This window comes from Massilia norwichensis, assembly GCF_024753245.1.
GTDB lineage: Bacteria > Pseudomonadota > Gammaproteobacteria > Burkholderiales > Burkholderiaceae_D > Telluria > Telluria norwichensis.
Window position 1 is genome coordinate 91606 of record NZ_JANUGX010000002.1, and the last position, 16287, is coordinate 107892.

At 65.5% G+C, this 16287-nt stretch carries 15 protein-coding genes and 2 pseudogenes; 13 read left to right on the top strand and 4 right to left on the bottom strand.

Features of this window, described 5'->3' with window-relative positions; translation table 11 throughout:
• Position 1: 1 nt before the first annotated feature.
• From NX782_RS02155 to NX782_RS02165, 3 genes are all read left to right on the top strand, one after another.
• Positions 2–700 carry a hypothetical protein gene (locus NX782_RS02155; protein WP_109346472.1) on the top strand — a complete coding sequence of 233 codons (699 nt, stop codon included), beginning with the start codon at positions 2–4 and terminating at the stop codon, positions 698–700.
• A gap of 1 nt (position 701) precedes the next feature.
• Entirely contained in the window at positions 702–2078 is a 1377-nt protein-coding gene (locus tag NX782_RS02160; protein ID WP_258843851.1) for a Dyp-type peroxidase, read from the top strand.
• A gap of 120 nt (positions 2079–2198) precedes the next feature.
• On the top strand, positions 2199–2900 hold the full coding sequence (locus NX782_RS02165; protein ID WP_258843852.1) for a hypothetical protein: 702 nt from the start codon (positions 2199–2201) through the stop codon (positions 2898–2900).
• Positions 2901–3084: 184 nt separating this feature from the next.
• On the opposite strand, the gene NX782_RS02170 is transcribed toward NX782_RS02165, so the two are convergent.
• Entirely contained in the window at positions 3085–4359 is a 1275-nt protein-coding gene (locus tag NX782_RS02170; RefSeq protein WP_258843853.1) for a serine hydrolase domain-containing protein, read from the bottom strand.
• A gap of 107 nt (positions 4360–4466) precedes the next feature.
• On the opposite strand from NX782_RS02170, the gene NX782_RS02175 reads away from it, so the two are divergent.
• Positions 4467–5453 (top strand): LLM class flavin-dependent oxidoreductase, encoded by a 987-nt coding sequence (locus NX782_RS02175; protein WP_258843854.1) that lies wholly within the window; start codon positions 4467–4469, stop codon positions 5451–5453.
• Between the two features lie 85 nt (positions 5454–5538).
• The gene (locus NX782_RS02180) at positions 5539–5823 is read left to right on the top strand and encodes a hypothetical protein (protein ID WP_258843855.1); all 285 of its coding nucleotides are present in this window, start codon (positions 5539–5541) and stop codon (positions 5821–5823) included.
• A 25-nt stretch (positions 5824–5848) separates the two neighbouring features.
• Here NX782_RS02180 and NX782_RS02185 read toward each other — a convergent pair whose 3' ends face one another.
• Positions 5849–6439 carry an isochorismatase family protein gene (locus NX782_RS02185; RefSeq protein ID WP_258843856.1) on the bottom strand — a complete coding sequence of 197 codons (591 nt, stop codon included), beginning with the start codon at positions 6437–6439 and terminating at the stop codon, positions 5849–5851.
• A 144-nt stretch (positions 6440–6583) separates the two neighbouring features.
• Here NX782_RS02185 and NX782_RS02190 point away from each other — a divergent pair, with 144 nt between their 5' ends.
• The gene (locus NX782_RS02190) at positions 6584–8299 is read left to right on the top strand and encodes a M1 family metallopeptidase (protein ID WP_258843857.1); all 1716 of its coding nucleotides are present in this window, start codon (positions 6584–6586) and stop codon (positions 8297–8299) included.
• A gap of 112 nt (positions 8300–8411) precedes the next feature.
• Here the strand turns inward: NX782_RS02190 and NX782_RS02195 are convergent, their stop codons facing one another.
• Together NX782_RS02195 and NX782_RS02200 are read right to left on the bottom strand one after the other, a co-directional pair.
• Positions 8412–8831 carry a hypothetical protein gene (locus NX782_RS02195; RefSeq protein WP_258843858.1) on the bottom strand — a complete coding sequence of 140 codons (420 nt, stop codon included), beginning with the start codon at positions 8829–8831 and terminating at the stop codon, positions 8412–8414.
• Positions 8832–9003: 172 nt separating this feature from the next.
• Positions 9004–11754, bottom strand: a complete 2751-nt coding sequence (locus NX782_RS02200; protein WP_258843859.1) for a M16 family metallopeptidase — start codon at positions 11752–11754, stop codon at positions 9004–9006.
• A gap of 194 nt (positions 11755–11948) precedes the next feature.
• On the opposite strand from NX782_RS02200, the gene NX782_RS02205 reads away from it, so the two are divergent.
• The 7 genes and pseudogenes from NX782_RS02205 (at position 11949) to NX782_RS02230 (ending at position 16232) form a co-directional block, all read left to right on the top strand.
• On the top strand, positions 11949–12635 hold the full coding sequence (locus NX782_RS02205) for a hydrolase (RefSeq protein WP_258843860.1): 687 nt from the start codon (positions 11949–11951) through the stop codon (positions 12633–12635).
• 24 nt (positions 12636–12659) lie between these two features.
• Positions 12660–12947, top strand: a pseudogene (locus NX782_RS02210) (amidohydrolase family protein); the annotation flags it as partial.
• Positions 12948–13234: 287 nt separating this feature from the next.
• Positions 13235–13582: pseudogene (locus tag NX782_RS26480) on the top strand (HAMP domain-containing protein); the annotation flags it as partial.
• On the top strand, positions 13577–14389 hold the full coding sequence (locus tag NX782_RS02215; RefSeq protein WP_370661754.1) for a methyl-accepting chemotaxis protein: 813 nt from the start codon (positions 13577–13579) through the stop codon (positions 14387–14389). The pseudogene NX782_RS26480 and the gene NX782_RS02215, both read left to right, overlap by 6 nt.
• Before the next feature lie 132 nt (positions 14390–14521).
• Positions 14522–15079, top strand: coding sequence for a peptidoglycan L,D-endopeptidase MepK (gene mepK, locus NX782_RS02220; RefSeq protein WP_258843862.1), 558 nt, complete (start codon positions 14522–14524; stop codon positions 15077–15079).
• Positions 15080–15144: 65 nt separating this feature from the next.
• On the top strand, positions 15145–15918 hold the full coding sequence (locus NX782_RS02225; protein ID WP_258843863.1) for a hypothetical protein: 774 nt from the start codon (positions 15145–15147) through the stop codon (positions 15916–15918).
• Complete coding sequence (locus NX782_RS02230) at positions 15915–16232, top strand: hypothetical protein (protein ID WP_258843864.1); 318 nt, start codon at positions 15915–15917, stop codon at positions 16230–16232. The genes NX782_RS02225 and NX782_RS02230 overlap by 4 nt, the downstream gene beginning before the upstream one ends.
• Positions 16233–16287 lie beyond the last annotated feature (55 nt).

The following is a 16287-nucleotide window of genomic DNA, read 5'->3' on the forward strand; positions in this document are numbered from 1 at the left end:
CATGACCGACAAGACCACCGACCCACGCCTGGACGACGAAACCTGGCTGCAGGAAGTCCGGCGCCGCATCGATGCGGTGGCGCACGACGCGCCGCATCTCGCCAAGATCGCACTTGAAGCGATGGTGCGCAAGCACAATCCCGACCTGAAGGGCAGCGCCAAATCGGCGGGGCGCGCGGGCAAGCAGTCCGGCAACGTGTCCGAACTGACCGCGATCGCGCCGCTCAAGCCGGGCGGCGCCGACCGTCTGCGTCGCATCTTCGATCTCACCAACGGCAATATGGATGGCGCCCAGCGTGTCTCCACCTTGCACGACATGCGCTTCGTCTTCTTCGACAACGACACCCGAATCCTGTTTGCTACCACCTATGACGGCGACTGGGACAGCTATATCAATGACTTCGCGACCAAGATTCCGGAACTGATGGACCTGCTGTTCGCGAACGTGGAAGGCTGGCCGGGCATCGCCAGCCCGCAGGTGAAAGACTTCATCGCATCGCACCAGATCGATGCCGCCGGCTGGTTTGTCGCCAACCCGCAGGTGACCGTGGTCGACACCCGCCGCTACCAGCGTATGGAAAAGGCGCTGGATACCTTCTTCGACGCCATGGCCGCGCATCCGCCTACGGACGAGGCGACACGCAAGGCGCTGGACACGCTCAGCGCCACGATCTCGCAGCCGGAAGGAGTCGATTACTGACATGGGCCTGCTCAACGATTTGAAGGCGCGCTTCCAGCGCGAACGGGTGACGCTGGCTCTGGACGACATCCAGGCCCTGATCCTGCGTTCGCGTCCCGAACCCTATGTCGGCATCCACGCGATGCTGCATTTCGACGATGCGGAAGGAGGACGCGACCTTGTGCGCCGCCTGGCCGCCCATATCCCTTCCGCAGCCGGTTGGACCGACGACCGCGACGCCTGGACCGGTGCCGCACTCAGCTTCCAAGGCTTAAAGGCCCTGGGCCTGCCGGAGGCCTCGCTCAAGAGTTTTCCGCTGCCCTTCCAGCAAGGCATGGCGGCGCGCGCCGAACAGTTGCGCGACGTCGACGTCAATGCGCCCGAACACTGGGACGAAGCGTTCCGCCCCGGCGCCTGCCATCTAGCGCTGACGATCTATGCGCGCGACGCCGCCGCGCTCGAAACGGCGCGCACCAAGGCCATGGACGAACTGGCGCGCTCGCACGGTGTAACCTTGGTCGGCACCCACGCATTTGGCGCCGATGCCGATGCCAAAAACCCCTTCGGCTTCCGCGATTCGATTTCGCAGCCCGCGGTTGCCGGTAGCGGCGTCGATGCGCTACCGGGGCAGGAGCGCGCGATCGCGGCCGGTGAATTCATCCTCGGTGAGAACAGCGAGACCGGGGCCCCGGTGGCGATGCCGGATCCGCCCGAACTGGGACGCAACGGTTCTTTCGTGGTGCTGCGCAAGTACGCCAGCCAGGTCGGCGCGTTCAACGACTTCGTGCGCAGCCATGCCGCCAATGAATCCGATGAAGAGCTGCTAGCGGCCAAGCTGGTCGGCCGCTGGCGCAGCGGGGCGCCCCTGATCCTCGCGCCCGAGCGCGACGATCCGGAACTGGGCGCCGACCCGGCCCGCAACAACGATTTCGATTTTTCGAAGGACCCGCGCGGCTTCGTCTGCCCGCACGCGTCCCACATGCGGCGCCTGAATCCGCGCGACAGCAAGCTGACGATCCTGACCGACGTGAACATCCACCGCATCATCCGGCGCTCCTCCACCTTCGGCCCCAAATGGAGCCGCGAGGTGTCGGCGGCCGACGATGCGCGCGGCGAGCGCGGCATCTTCTTCATCTTCATCAGCGCGCGCGCCTATGACACCATCGAGTTCCTTCAACAGGAGTGGGTCAACCGCGGCAATTTCATCGACCTGGGCACCGAGCGCGACGCCATCGTTGGCCTGCACGAGACGCCAGGCAGTTTCACGCTGCCGCAGTCACCAGTGCGGCGCCGGCTGGACGGCGTGACCACATTCAACCGGCTGAAGGGCGGCGAGTACCTGTTCATGCCCTCGCTGGCCGCGCTACGCTGGATCGGCGAGGCCGGCTGGACACGCTAGCAGTCAGCAGCCGAGCTCGCGCGGCAGCTAACCCAAAACACATAAAAAACACCAGCCCGCAGGCTGGTGTTTTCTATTGCGAAGACAGCGCGCGTGGCCGATCAGTAGCCGCGGCCGCCAGTGCCGCCGGCGCCACCGCTGGTGGTGCTGGTGCCGGTGGTGCCGGTGCCGGTCGTGCCGGTGGCGCTGGTGCCGGTGCCCGAACCCGAGCCGGTGCCGGTCATGCCGGACGAGCTGGTGCCCGAGGAGCCGGTGCTGCCGCTCATGCCGCTGGTGCCGGTCGAGCCGGAGCCCATCGAGCCGCTGCTGCCCGAGGTGCCGCTCGAACCGCTGCTGCCCGAGGAGCCGGTGCCCATGCTGCCGCTACCCGAGGTGCCGCTGGTGCCCGACGAACCGGAGCCCATGGTGCCGCTGCCCGAGGTGCCGCTCGAACCCGACGAGCCGCTGGTGCCCATGCTGCCGCTGCCCGAGGTACCGCTCGAACCCGACGAGCTGGAACCGGAGCCGCCGGAGCCGCTGCTGCTGCCGGACGAGCCGCTGGTGCCGCCCATGCTGCCGCTCGACGAGCTGCCCGAGCTGCCGCTCGAACCGCCGCTGCTCGAGCCCGAGCTGCTGCTGTGTTTCTTCGACTTCTTCTTGCTCGACTTCTGGGTCGACGAGCTGCCGCTGCCCTGGTCGGATTGCGAGCTGGCGCTGGTGCCGCCAGTGGAGGAGCTGCCGCTCGTTTGTGCCTGCGCATTCATGGTACCGAACATTGCCATTGCAACGGAAGCGCCCAGCAGGCCTTTCAGCAATTTATTCATTTTCATGTCGATCTCCTAATGTATATGGGGCAAAAAACTCAACAATATCAACAAGATGCATTGAGGGTTCGCAGTGTAGAACGGTCGCGGCAAAGGGTGCGCGCGTTAGCCGCGCGGCAAACTTTATGAACAATAAAATGACAGCTTCATACGCACCAAGCCCTTGATACGACAAGAAAAACGCCGGGCAAGCCGGCGTTGTTTCAATGCGTCGCAGCCACCGCGTTCGAGCCCGGCGGCGCCTGCAGTCCGACGGCCTCGGCAGCCAGCGTGCCCAGCCTGGTGTACATCTCCAGGACATTGCTCTTGTCGTCCGGATAGACCCGGTTCGACAACAGCACGTAGAAGCTGCGCGAGCCCGGATCGATCCACAGCACGCAGCCGGTAAAGCCCGTGTGGCCATAGCTGCCGACCGGGAACACGGTGCCGCGCGGGCGCACCGCGTACGGCGAATTGATGTCCATGCCCATGCCGCGCAGCGCTTCGATGCCGGCCGGCGATTGCACGGTGCTCAAGAGGCGCACGCTGTCCGCGCTGAGAATACGCACGCCATCCAGTTCGCCGCCGCGCAGCAGCATGCGGGCATAGCGCGCGACGTCGCCGGCGGTGGTGAACACGCCGGCCGATCCGGCCACGCCGTCCATGCGGCGCGCGGTCGGATCGTGCACCACGCCCTGCAGCAGCTGGCCGGCTGCGAGGTCGCCGTGCGCCGAGACCTCAGCGGCGCCGCCCTTCTGCGTCGGCGCGATCGATGCCACTGCGCGGCTGTCGAGGCGGCGCAGCGGCACATAGCCGGTATCGCGCATCTTCAGGGGTTCGAAGATGCGGGTGCGCGCAAATTCGGCGAGCGGCATGCCGGACGCCTTCTGCACCAGCTGGCCCAGCAGGATGTAGTTGATGTCCGAGTAGCGGAAGAACGTGCCGGGCGGATGCGTGACCACCTGTTTGCAGGCCAGATCGTGGGCTGCGGCATCGCCGTGCCAGGCCGGTTTGGCAGGCAGCCCGGCGGGCAGGCCCGAGCTGTGGGTCAGCAGGTGACGGATCGTGATGCTCTCCTTGCCGCCGTTCGCGCATTCCGGAAAGTAATCCACCAGCTTCGCTTCCAGATCGATCCTGCCCTCTTCCGCGAGTTTGAGCACCGAGGGCGCGGTGGCCAGCACCTTGCTCAGCGAAGCGGCGTCGAACACGGTGGCGGTGCCGACCGCTTGCGCATCGGCTTCATAGCTGAGCTTTCCATAGGCTTTCTCGTAGACCGCGCCTTCGTGCTCGAGGTGCACCACGGCCCCCGGCAGCTTGCGCGCGGCGATGGCTTCGTTCAGGGTGGCGTCGATCTGCGGCAGGCGCGCAGCATCCAGGCGCGCTGCCGGGGCCGGCAGGGCATCCGGCGCAACGCGTCCGTGGATGCAGCCGCTGAGCAAGGCAGTGACACAGGCCGCGGTGAGCAAGGAACGGCGGAACGGGAGCGTGGAGCGAGTCATGGGCTGGTCTTGGCAAAATTGAACGAATGCATCATAGGCAGCGACCCAGACGGGGTCAAGCGGGGGCACGTTCGGCGAGATTCATGCGAACGGCGTATCATGGACCCATGATTCCTCTCTCGATACTCGACCTCGCCCCCATCGTTGAGGGCGGCACAGCTTCCGATTCCTTCCGCAGCTCGCTCGACCTTGCCCAGCATGGCGAGCGCTGGGGTTACAACCGCTTCTGGCTGGCCGAACACCACGGCATGCCAGGCATCGCCAGTGCGGCGACGTCGGTGCTGATGGCCCATGTGGCCGGCAACACCAAGACCATCCGCGTTGGCGCCGGCGGCATCATGCTGCCGAACCATTCGCCGCTCGTGATCGCCGAACAGTTCGGCACGCTCGAGTCGCTGTTCCCGGGCCGGATCGACCTGGGCCTGGGCCGCGCGCCCGGCTCCGATCACACCACGGCGCGCGCGCTGCGCCGCAACCTGGCCTCGGACGCCGACGAATTCCCGCAAGACGTCGTGGAACTGATGGATTACTTTGCCGACTCGCCGCGACGCCAGGTGCGCGCAGTGCCCGGCGCCGGCCTGAACGTGCCGGTGTGGATCCTCGGTTCCAGCCTGTTCGGCGCCCAGCTGGCGGCGGCCCTCGGCCTGCCCTACGCCTTCGCTTCGCACTTCGCCCCGCAGATGATGATGCAGGCGATCGAGCTCTACCGCGCGACCTTCCGTCCTTCGGCCCAGCTCGACAAGCCTTACGTAATGCTCGGCTTTAACGTGTTTGCCGCCGATACCGATGCCGAAGCGCACTTCCGTGCGACCTCGATGCAGCAAGCCTTCATCAACCTGCGCAGCGGCCGTCCGACCAAGCTGAAGCCGCCGGTCGAGGGCTATCTCGATTTGCTGAGCCCGCCGGAGCGTTCGATGCTCGACTCGGTGCTGTCGTGCTCGGCAATCGGCTCGCCCGCGACCGTCTCGGCCCAGCTGAAGGCCTTCATCGAACGCACCGGCGCCGACGAGCTGATGGTGACCTCGCAGATCTTCGACCACGGTGCGCGCCTACGCTCCTACGAGATCACGGCCGACATCGCCAGGGGAAGCTGAGGCCCGGTCTTCGTGGGATGGCGAACAGTCGGCAGGGTCCGGTAAGCCTAGGCTAGGACCATCAACCTTCTCACGGAGTCATGTCATGAAAGCCAAACTGATTGCCGCATCCCTCCTGATGTCGATGTCGCTGGTCTCGACCGGCGCCTCTGCCAAACCCAGCTGCCTGAAAGGCGCGGCGGCAGGCGCCGTCGGCGGCCACTTCCTCGGCAAGCACCACGTGCTCGGCGCGGCCGTCGGCTGCGCCGTCGGCCACCACATGAACAAGAAACAGGAACGCCAGCAGGCGCAGGCCCAGGCTCAGGCAAATGCCCAGGCACAGGCCAACGCCCGCGCCCAGAACGGCCAGGCGCCGGCCCAGCGTCGCTAAGGTTTAGTCCGGGCCGGGACGCTGATCAAGCGTCGCCGGTGCCGGCTTGGAGGGCGTCAATAAGCTCGCGGGTCGAGCGCACCCGGCCCATGTTGCGGAACACGTTCTCGCAGCAGTTCTTGTGCGCGTCCGCATTCCCGCTGCTCATCGCATCTTCCGCAAAAATCAGCTCGTAGCCGCGGTCGAAGGCCGCGCGCGCGGTCGACTCGACGCCATAGTTGGTGGCAATGCCGGCCATGATGATGGTCTTGATGCCGCGCCGGCGCAGCAACTGGTCGAGCTCGGTGGCGTAGAAAGCGCCCCACTGGCGCTTGGTCACGACGTGGTCGCTCGCCTGCACCTGGGCTTCCTCCGCCATATACGATGCTTCCGGCGGCGGGGTCGGCGTGCCCGGCTTGAACATCGGATTGTCGGCCACCGGCATCAACAGCTCGTCCAGTTGCACGCGCACGAAAATCACCATGCCGCCGCGGTTGCGCATCTCGCCGGCCAGCAGCACGCAATTGCCGACCACGCGCTCGGCCGGGTGCGGCGCGAGTTCCCTCTGCACATTAAAGTTCTGCAAGTCGATCTGCACCAGCGCGGTACGGCCGATGTCGATATTCAGTTCGTTCATGAATGCTTCCTCCTTGGGCCAAGTATTCACCAGGCGCGGATTCGGCGGCGCGCCCATGCCCTCTCCTGTCGTCAATACTGACCACGCCCGGCCCCTGTGATAGATTCCTCGGATCAATCACAGAGACGGCAGCAGCCGACCACCATGAAGAACATCGCCATCGTCGGCGCCAGCGCGCTGCTGGCGGCTTGTGCCACCACCCAGCCGCCCCTCACCGACTACAGCCGCGGTTCCGGCGCCACCCGCAGCGAAGCCCAGCAAGCCCTCGAATTCGACAAGGCCGACATCAAACTGCGCATCGAGCCCGCCACCCGCAGCATCGCCGGCGATGTCACGCTCACCTTCGGCACCCGCGCGCCGCTGGCCAGCATCGAACTCGACCTGGACCGCAACCTGCCGATCGACGCCATCGACGTCGACAATCGGCCGCTGCCTCCCAGCAGCTGGCGCAACCCGGACGGCAAGCTGACGGTCGATCTGCCGCAGACCCTGCAGCCCGGCAGGCAGGTCAATGTGCGGGTGCGCTACCATGGCCAGCCCCACGTGGCCAAGAAGGCACCGTGGGACGGCGGCTTTGTCTGGTCGAAAACGCCGGACGGCCAGCCCTGGGTGGCGAGCGCCGTACAAGGCGAAGGCTGCGACCTGTTCTGGCCCTGCATCGACCACCCGACCGGCAAGGCCAAGGTGGTCGACGAGCACATCACCGTGCAGGCACCGCTGGTCGCGGCCGGCAACGGGATCGCGATGGGCATGGACGAGAAGGACGGCTGGCGCACCTATCACTGGCGCACCAAAAACCCGAGCACCTACGGCATCTCGATCAACGTCGCGCCCTACCAGCTGCTGTCGGGCGAATACCGCAGCCGCTACGGCAACGTGATTCCGCTGCGCATGTGGTACCTGCCGCAGAACGAAAAAGGCGCGAAGGAATTGTTCGCCGAGTTCGCGCCCATGCTCGACTTTTTCGAGAGCACCATCGGCCCCTACCCCTTCGGCGATGAAAAGATGGGCGTGGTCGAGACCCCGCACAAGGGCATGGAGCACCAGACCATCAACGCCTACGGCAACAACTACGCGAAGACGGCCTTCGGCTACGACGAGCTGCTGCAGCACGAATTCGCCCACGAATGGTTCGGCAACCAGTTGACCAACGCCGATTGGGACGACATGTGGCTGCACGAGGGCCTGGGCAGCTACATGCAGCCGCTGTACATGCAGGCGTTGCGCGGCGACCAGGAATACTTCGCCCTGCTGATGCAGCAGCGCGCGATGGTGATGAACAAGGCGCCGATCGTGTCCGGCAAGCCGCGGCTGGAGGAAGACGTCTACGATACCAAGCGCGGCGGCCCGGGCCAGGACATCTACAACAAGGGCTCGCTGGTGATGCACACGCTGCGCGGCCTGATCGGCGACGATGCCTTCTTCCGCTCGGTACGCGAAGAGGTCTACGGCACGCCGGACCCGCGCCCGGGCAATTTCGCGCCGCGCTACGGCACGACGCCGGAATTCATGGCCATCGTCAAGCGCGTGAGCGGACGCGACCTGGACTGGTTCTTCCAGGCTTACCTGTACCAGAAGGCGTTACCGGAACTGCAGGCCACGCGCAACGGCAATACCCTGCAGCTGGCATGGAAGACGGAAAAGAACACGCCCTTCCCGATGCCGGTCGAGGTGAAGGTGGGCGAGCGCGTGCTGCGCCTGCCGATGACGGATGGGCGCGGCAGTCTCGAGGTGCCGGAAGGCATGGCTTATACGCTGGATCCGCATTCGAAGGTGCTGCGCCGGGAGCAGCATATCGAGCGGTTCCAGGAGTGGCAGGAGGAGCAGAGGAAGAAGCGCGAAAAGGCCAAGGCGGCTTGAGTCGTCGTTCCCGCGCAGGCGGGAACCCAAGTATCACGCATGTTGCCAGCAGCAAACACTAGTGGCATGCGACGAACTGGGGCCCCCGCCTGCGCGGGGGCGACGATAAAGATTAATGCGAAGCGTTCTGCATCTTCTCGCCAGTACGCTCCAGCGCGCGGCCGGTAGCGGCAGTCGCATCCTTCGCGCCTTCCTTCACGTTGGCGGCAGCTTCCTTCGATTCCTGGCGCACTTCGGCACCGGCTTCGCGCATGTTTTCACCGGCACGGTCGGCGGCGGCGTCGGCTTTCGCGGCAGCGCGATCGGTTGCGGCTTCGATCTTGTCGCCGGCGCGGTCGGCAGCGGCGGCGGTGTTGGCGGCAGCGTCACGGGTGGCTTCAGCGGTGTTCGCAGCAGCGTTGTCGACGGCAGCGCCGGCGGCCTGGGCCGGACCCATGCCTTCGGTGTTGGTCGGTTCCGCCTTGTGGCAGCCGGTCATCATGACAGCAGCCGCAAAAACGATGGTCGAGAGAGAAATGGTCGTGGTCTTCATGATGGGCTCCTTTTATTATCAAAAACTAAAGTGTATGGACGTATGCTACACGCCTGAAGCCCCGCGCACGATTGCCAATTGTGCCAAACCGTAACAAAAAATCATCACCCCCCAAGGCAGTCGCCTGCCGTAGCGTTACATCTGATTGCAAACGCCACCCGAAAACGTCGGGTCAAGGCAGCAAATTCCCATCAGCATCGATCTTGCGCACCTCGCCCAGGCCCAGCGCCCGCACGTCCGCCCCGACCTTGCGCATGTCGCCGACCACGATCCAAAGCTGCTGCTTCGGCAGGATGATGCGCGCGGCCAGCGCGTTCAGGTCCGGTGGCGCCAGCGCCAGCACTTTGTCGGTGTAGGTGTCGTAGTAGTTCTCGGGCAACCGGTATTGCAGGATGGTGGCGTAGCCATTGCTGAGCTGGGCGATGGTTTCGAAGGCGCCCGGCAGACCCAGCGTCTCGTTGTCCTGGGCCGCCTTCAGCTCCGGCTGCAGGATCGGTCGGGCGCCGGCGATGTCGGCATATTCGCGCGCCAGTTCGCGCAGTGCCGGCGCGGTCTGGTCGGTCTGCACCGGCGAGCCGCTGAACAGGATGCGCTGGCCGACCGCTGCCACCAGCGACGAGCCGACGCCGTAGGACCAGTGCTTGTCCTCGCGCAGGTTCATGTTCAGGCGTGAGCTGAAGGTGCCACCGAAGACGTCGTTCAGCAGGTTCAGCGCCACCGCATCCGGCGCATTGCGCGGCGGTGCCAGCTGGGCGCCGACGATGTCGCTCTGCAGCGCCCCCGGACGGTCGATCAGGTAGATCACGGTGCGCTCGGGCTGGGCCACGGTCTTGATGTTCTTTTGCGGCACGGTGCCCGGCCGCCAGCCGGCGAAGGCCTTTTCCAGCAGCGGCTTCAAGCTTGCCATCGACGTATCGCCGACCACCAGCAAGGTCGCATTGTTCGGCTTGAACCAGGCCTGGTGGTAGCGCACGAGATCGGCCCGCGTCATGCGCGCGACGGCGGTGTCAAGGCCGGTGCCGGTCAGCGGCAGGCCATAGGCGTGGTCCTTGCCGTAGATGAGCCCCGGCAGCACGCGCAGCGCCATCGCCCGCGGCACCGTCTTCTCGCGGCCGATCGTCGCGATGCGGTCGCGCTGCAGGCGTTCGAAATCCGCCTGCGGGAAGGATGGGTGCTGGATCAGATCGGCATACACGCCGAGCGCGCGCGGCAGTGTGGGCGTCAACACGTTCATGTTGACGAAGGCGCCGTCGAGGTTGGTGCTGGTGCCGAAGGAGGCGCCCAGCGCTTCCAGCTCGGCGCTGATCTGCAGCGAGGACCGGGTCCGGGTGCCCTCTTCCAGCATGCGCAGGCTCAGGCTGGCCAGGCCCGGCAATTCGTGCGAATCGGACGCGAAGCCGGCATCGACCAGCAGGGACAGGTTCACCACCGGCGCGCCATGGCGCTCGGCCAGCACCACTTTCAGGCCGTTCGACAGGGTCGCCGTTTGCATCGGCGGCAGGTGCAGCTTTTCCGGGTGCCCCGGCGGCGGTCCCTTGCTGCGGTCCAGCGTGGTCACTGAGGCTGCGAGCCCGGACGGGAAAGGATCGACTTCGAGGATGTAGTCGCCGTCGCTCAGCCAGTCGCGCATGGCCTGGGCGACCTGCGCCGGGGTCGCCATCTGGATGCGTTTCAGATAGGTCTTGTAGCAGTCCGGGTCGCCCGTGAAGGTCATGCAGCGCGCCAGCATGTCGCTTTTTCCGCCGAAGCCGCCGACCCGCTCGACGGTGCGCGCATACTGCGCCAGGATCGCCGTCTTCGCCAGGCGCAGCTCTTCTTCGCGCGGTCCGGTCTTCATCAAGGCGCGCAGCTCCTCGTCGGCCACGCGCTCCATGCGGGCGACGTCGCCGCCAGGGGGCGCCGTCAGGTTGATGCCGAACTGGCCGGCGATCTCGCTGGAATCGTCGCTGGAAAAGGCAGAGGTCGCCAGCTGCTCCTTCACCACCAGGCGCTGGTAGAGGCGCGAGGTCTTGCTGCCGCCCAGCACATGGGCAGCCAGATCCAGCAGCGCTTCTTCCGGCGTGTCCGCGCCCGGCACGTTCCAGATGCGGTAGATGCGCGCCTGCGGCACCCGGTCCTGCACGCTGCTGCGGTGGCTGCCGCTGCGCTTGGCGATCCAGGCCCGCTGCTTGGCCACCGGCGCGCCGGGCGGGATGTCGCCGTAGTATTTCTCGACCTTCTCGCGCGCCTGCGCGGGCGTGATGTCGCCGGCCAGCACCAGCACCACGTTGCTCGGGCCGTAATTGTCCTTGAACCAGGCGGTGACATCGCCCATCGACGCCGCTTCGAGATCTTCCATGGCGCCGATCGTGGTCCGGGAATACGGGTGATTGGCCGGCCAGGTGTTCTCGGTGACGATCTGCTCGACCACGCCATACGGCTGGTTCTCGCGCTGCCGCTTCTCGTTCTGCACCACGCCGCGCTGCAGGTCCAGCTTCTTCTGGTCGAGCACGCCCAGCAGATGGCCCATGCGGTCGCTCTCGGCAAACAGCGTGTAATCGAGCATCGAGGTCGGCACGGTCTCGAAGTAATTGGTGCGGTCCTTGTTCGTGGTGCCGTTCAGGTCGCTCGCGCCTATGCCTTCCAGCGCCGACAGGAAGGTTTTATTGAAGTTGGCGCTGCCCGAAAACATCAGGTGCTCGAACAGGTGGGCAAAGCCGGTCTTGCCGCGCTTTTCGTTCTTGGAACCGACGTGGTACCAGGTGTTCACCGCCACCACCGGCGATTTGTGATCCTCATGCACAAGTACGGTCAGGCCATTCTTCAGCACAAACTTCGTGTAGGGAATGTCGGGGATGGGAACGTCGACCGCGCCTGGCGGTGCGGCGAAAGAGACGGACATCGACACGGCCAGCAGCAGGCCCAGGACCATTGACGAGCGCATGCATTACCTCCTGGATTCGGGGCTGCCCATTCTAAGCCGGAGCCCGATCCGCACGGCTTATGCGAACAGCATGCATCGTCGAAAAAATCGATGAATAAATCAGAAATCACTCGTTTTTCGTTGTCGAAACGGCAGGACATAATGACTTTATCGCAGCAAGACACGACCAACCTGAAGCTTCGAAGGAGCACATCATGCACAACCCGAAACTGGAAGTCCTGACCCCGCAAAACGCGCAGCTGATCATCATCGATCACCAGCCGCAGATGGCCTTCGGCGTGCAGTCGATCGACCGCCAGACCCTGAAGAACAATGTGGTCGGCCTGGCCAAGGCAGCCAGAGCCTTCGGCATCCCGACCGTGATCACCACCGTCGAATCCGAGTCCTTCTCCGGCAAGACCTATCCGGAAATCCTCGATGTGTTCCCGGACGCCCCGATCCTCGAACGCACGTCGATGAATTCCTGGGACGACCAGAAGGTGCGCGATGCCCTCGCCCGCAACGGCCGCAACAAGATCGTCGTGGCCGGCCTGTGGACCGAAGTCTGCAACACCACCTTCGCCCTCTCCGCCATGCTGGAAGGCGGCTACGAGATCTACATGGTGGCCGATGCGTCGGGCGGCACCTCGAAGGAGGCCCACGACTTCGCCATGCAGCGCATGGTGCAGGCCGGCGTGGTGCCGATGACCTGGCAGCAGGTGCTGCTGGAATGGCAGCGCGACTGGGCCCACCGCGACACCTATGAGGCCGTGATGAAGATCGTCACCGAACATTCCGGCGCCTACGGCATGGGTGTCGACTATGCTTACACGATGCTGCACAAGGCCCAGGCCCGTAACCAGGGCCATAACGAGGTGCTGGCCCCCGTCCCGGCTTTCTGATTCCTCTGTCCCAGGAGAAGACCCATGCAAGCACAGTCCACCGCCGCCAGCTCGCCGACGCTGATCCTCATCAACGGCAGATTCGCGACCCTCGACCGCGACCGGCCGCAGGCCAGCGCGGTCGCCATCCGCGATGGCCGTTTCCTGGCCGTCGGCAGTACCGAGGACGTCATGCGCCACCGCGACGCCGGCAGCCAGGTCGTCGACCTGAACGGCCGCACCGTCGTCCCGGGGCTGAACGACTCGCACCTGCACCTGATCCGCGGTGGACTGAACTACAACCTCGAGCTGCGCTGGGAAGGCGTGCCTTCGCCGAGGCCACAAGCATTCGCGACGAACAGCTGGCACCGCTCTACGATATTCGCGAGGCGCTGGCCCAGACCGGCATCTCCGCGCGCAATGCCTTCATCGTCGGCGACGACAAGCAGGCCCAGGCCGAGCTGGCGCTGGTGGAGCAGCACCGCGACCGTTACCTGCAGCGCCTGCAGGCGCTCGATGCCTTGCTGGGCAGCCGCGCCGACTTCGCCAAGGCGCGCGACGGCCTGCGCCAGATGGCGAAGGAACTCGACCGCCCACGCAAATACCGCGAAGCCCACGAGATGGCGGGCTATGCCAACTTCCTGGTCAATGAATGCAGCCCGCTGCGCCGCCGCATCGTCGTCGATCTCAACCAGGTCATCAAGTCGATCGAGGCCGAGCTGGACGTGGCGAGCCAGAGCGTCGACGCAGTCACGCAGCAGTCCACCTGGATCGTGGTCGGCATCTCGGCCGCCGCCGTGGTGCTGGCGGCCCTGCTCGCGGCTGGCGTCACACTGAGCGTCACCCGGCCGATCCGGCGCGCCTGCGCATTCGCCGAAGCCGTCGAACGCGGCGATCTGACGGGCCAGCTGCACGCGGATGCCAGGGACGAACTCGGCACCATGATGCGCACGCTGGACCGCATGCGCCTCGGCCTCGAAGGCATCGTGCGCGAAGTCCGGGACGGCGCGACCTCGATCTCGCTGGTCACGGGAGAAATCTCGGCAGGCAATACGGACTTGTCGCGCAGGACCGAAGCCCAGGCTGCGTCGCTGGAACAGACGGCCGCTTCGATGGAAACCCTGACCAGCACCGTGCGCCAGAATGCCGACACGGCGCGCGCGGCGGGCGGCGCTGCCGTTTCCGCCTCGTCGGTGGCCAGCGAGGGCGGCCAGGTGATGCACGCGGTGGTCGAGAAGATGTGGACGATCGACGCCGCCGCCGCGCGTATCGTCGATATCGTCGGCGTCATCGACGGCATCGCTTTCCAGACCAATATCCTGGCCCTGAATGCCGCGGTCGAGGCAGCGCGGGCCGGTGAGCAGGGTCGCGGTTTTGCGGTGGTCGCCGGCGAAGTGCGCACCCTCGCCCAACGCTCCGCCACCGCGGCAAAGGAAATCAAGACCCTGATCGAAGCGTCCACCACGGCGATCGCATCCGGCTCGGCGCTGGTCGACAAGGCCGGCCAGACCATGGCGCATATCGTGGAAGACGTCACGCGCCTGGCCGACACCATCCAGAACATGGGCCATGCCAGCGAAAGCCAGGCGCTGCATGTACGGGAGATCAACCAGGCGATGTGTCATGTGGACGGTTTGACGCAGCAGAATGCGGCGCTGGTCGAACAGGCAAGCGCCGCCGCACAGTCGCTGCAGGAGCAATCGCAGCGGCTTGCGGCCCAGGTCGACAAATTCCGTACCTCGGAACGCGCGACACCCGTGCTCGCTCTGGCCTAAGCTAAAAGACTAAATTGCAATGTTTCTTTTGCTTGTAGTTTTTGACTGACAGCCTCTAGGGAACCAGTCCGCTGCATGCATTCCGCATGAGGCGTATCATGTCCTCTTGACGAACAGCATAAGGAAAAGCTCATGAACCAACGACGCTCCTTCCTCAAAAGCTCCGCCATGCTGGCTTCCGTGATCGGTGCGCCGGCAGTCATCAAATCCGCCAAGGCGGCAACCGTGCCCGGTACGGCGCCGCCCAACGAGCGCATCTTGCGCCTCTACAACACCCACACGGGCGAGAGCCTGCGCAGTATTTTCTGGGCAGAAGGCCAGTTCATCCCAGAAGCGCTGCAGGACATCAACAAGTTGCTGCGCGACCACCGCAATAACAAGGTTTCCGCCATCGATCCGCAGCTGCTGGTCTTGCTCGACCGCATCAGTGCGCAGTACGGCAGCCATCCGACGCTGCACGTGATTTCCGGCTACCGTTCGCCGGAGACGAATGCCAAGTTGCACGAGAACACGACCGGCGTGGCGAAACACAGCCTGCACATGGAAGGCAAAGCCATCGACGTGCGCGTGCCCGGCCAGGACCTGGCCAAGCTGCACAAGATCGCGATGTCGCAAAAGGCGGGCGGGGTCGGCTATTACCCGGATTCGCAATTCGTCCACATGGACGTCGGCCGCGTCCGTTACTGGTAAGCCGGCTGACGATGCGGCTGCTGGGCAGTTTCCTCCCTGCGCTACTATGCTGTGCCTGGCCAGCGATGGCCGCGGCGCAGCAGGCCGGCGCGCAAGTCGAATCGGCACCGCAGGTGGTCACCGTCACCTCGACCCGCGACCCGGTCGACAAGTCTTACCGCAAGATGATCCGCGGCATGGAGCGCTTCGAGCGCGAACATGCGCTGGCGCCCCAGGCCACGCTGCGCTTTCACCTGCTGCCGCGCACGCCCGGCGTGAACATGCAGGGAATCACCCTGCGCGCGCTCGGCGACCACATCGCGATCCCGATCCCGGTGGCGCCGGACAACACCTTCACGCTGCCGCGCAACGAACAAGCGCTGCGCGAGGATGCCGCCGTGATCGCCAACCGCAAGACCACCAGCATGACCTGGCGCGCCCAGGTCATCACGCCCGGATTGCCGCCCGGTACGCGGCGCCTGGGCGACCTGCGGCTGGAATGCCTGGTCGGCATGGAGGCCGGTCTGGTGTCGAACAGCTCGCCGCTGTTCGGCTGGATTTCGAGCCCGCTGAATACGCCCGAGCAGGTGTGCAACAGCCCGAACGGCAATTTCCTGTTCTTCACGGAGCGCCCGGTGTTCTCGGTGACCCTGCGGGCGGGCGCACGCACCGAGATCCTGCCCTTCCGCATGCTCTACGCCGGCGGCGAGCAGACCCGCGACATGCTCGCCTTCTGCGACTGCCAGGTGCTGCTCGACCGCACGTATTACGCGCCGATCTGGGACCGCAGCTGGCCGGACGACACGCTGGTCAGTTTCGACTACATGGATGATTCGCCGACCTCGGAGGCCACGCCATGAAAGCCCGCATCGCGATCCTGGGCGCCGTGCTGGCCCTGGGCGGCTGCGCCACCGGCTCGCAGGAACCTGGCACGATCGTCGCCGAAGACCGCTTTGCGCAGCTGGTGGTGCCGGGCCGCACCACGCGCGCCGAGCTGCTGGCCGCCTTCGGCCCAACCAAGTCCGTTCGCTTCGACAGCGGCATGGAAACCTGGCTGTACGAAACCCCTGCCGGCGCCGGCCGCCATACCGAACTGGTGCTGCTGCTGGACCGCGCCGGCGTGGTGCAGAAGATGCGCCGCCGTCCGCCCTACCCCACCGATCCGCAGCGCTGAATCCGCCCCGTCCATACAGCCACTGGACCCGAATCGGTGTACAGTTGAGCATCAT

Excerpts from the sequence above, each read along its gene's own strand:
- NX782_RS02155 (WP_109346472.1), top strand. The coding sequence starts at position 2 with ATGACCGACAAGACCACCGACCCACGCCTGGACGACGAAACCTGGCTG.
- NX782_RS02160 (WP_258843851.1), top strand. The coding sequence starts at position 702 with ATGGGCCTGCTCAACGATTTGAAGGCGCGCTTCCAGCGCGAACGGGTG.
- NX782_RS02170 (WP_258843853.1), bottom strand. The coding sequence starts at position 4,359 with ATGACTCGCTCCACGCTCCCGTTCCGCCGTTCCTTGCTCACCGCGGCC.
- NX782_RS02175 (WP_258843854.1), top strand. The coding sequence starts at position 4,467 with ATGATTCCTCTCTCGATACTCGACCTCGCCCCCATCGTTGAGGGCGGC.
- NX782_RS02180 (WP_258843855.1), top strand. The coding sequence starts at position 5,539 with ATGAAAGCCAAACTGATTGCCGCATCCCTCCTGATGTCGATGTCGCTG.
- NX782_RS02185 (WP_258843856.1), bottom strand. The coding sequence starts at position 6,439 with ATGAACGAACTGAATATCGACATCGGCCGTACCGCGCTGGTGCAGATC.
- NX782_RS02190 (WP_258843857.1), top strand. The coding sequence starts at position 6,584 with ATGAAGAACATCGCCATCGTCGGCGCCAGCGCGCTGCTGGCGGCTTGT.
- NX782_RS02195 (WP_258843858.1), bottom strand. The coding sequence starts at position 8,831 with ATGAAGACCACGACCATTTCTCTCTCGACCATCGTTTTTGCGGCTGCT.
- NX782_RS02200 (WP_258843859.1), bottom strand. The coding sequence starts at position 11,754 with ATGCGCTCGTCAATGGTCCTGGGCCTGCTGCTGGCCGTGTCGATGTCC.
- NX782_RS02205 (WP_258843860.1), top strand. The coding sequence starts at position 11,949 with ATGCACAACCCGAAACTGGAAGTCCTGACCCCGCAAAACGCGCAGCTG.
- NX782_RS02215 (WP_370661754.1), top strand. The coding sequence starts at position 13,577 with ATGCGCCTCGGCCTCGAAGGCATCGTGCGCGAAGTCCGGGACGGCGCG.
- mepK (WP_258843862.1), top strand. The coding sequence starts at position 14,522 with ATGAACCAACGACGCTCCTTCCTCAAAAGCTCCGCCATGCTGGCTTCC.
- NX782_RS02225 (WP_258843863.1), top strand. The coding sequence starts at position 15,145 with ATGGCCGCGGCGCAGCAGGCCGGCGCGCAAGTCGAATCGGCACCGCAG.
- NX782_RS02230 (WP_258843864.1), top strand. The coding sequence starts at position 15,915 with ATGAAAGCCCGCATCGCGATCCTGGGCGCCGTGCTGGCCCTGGGCGGC.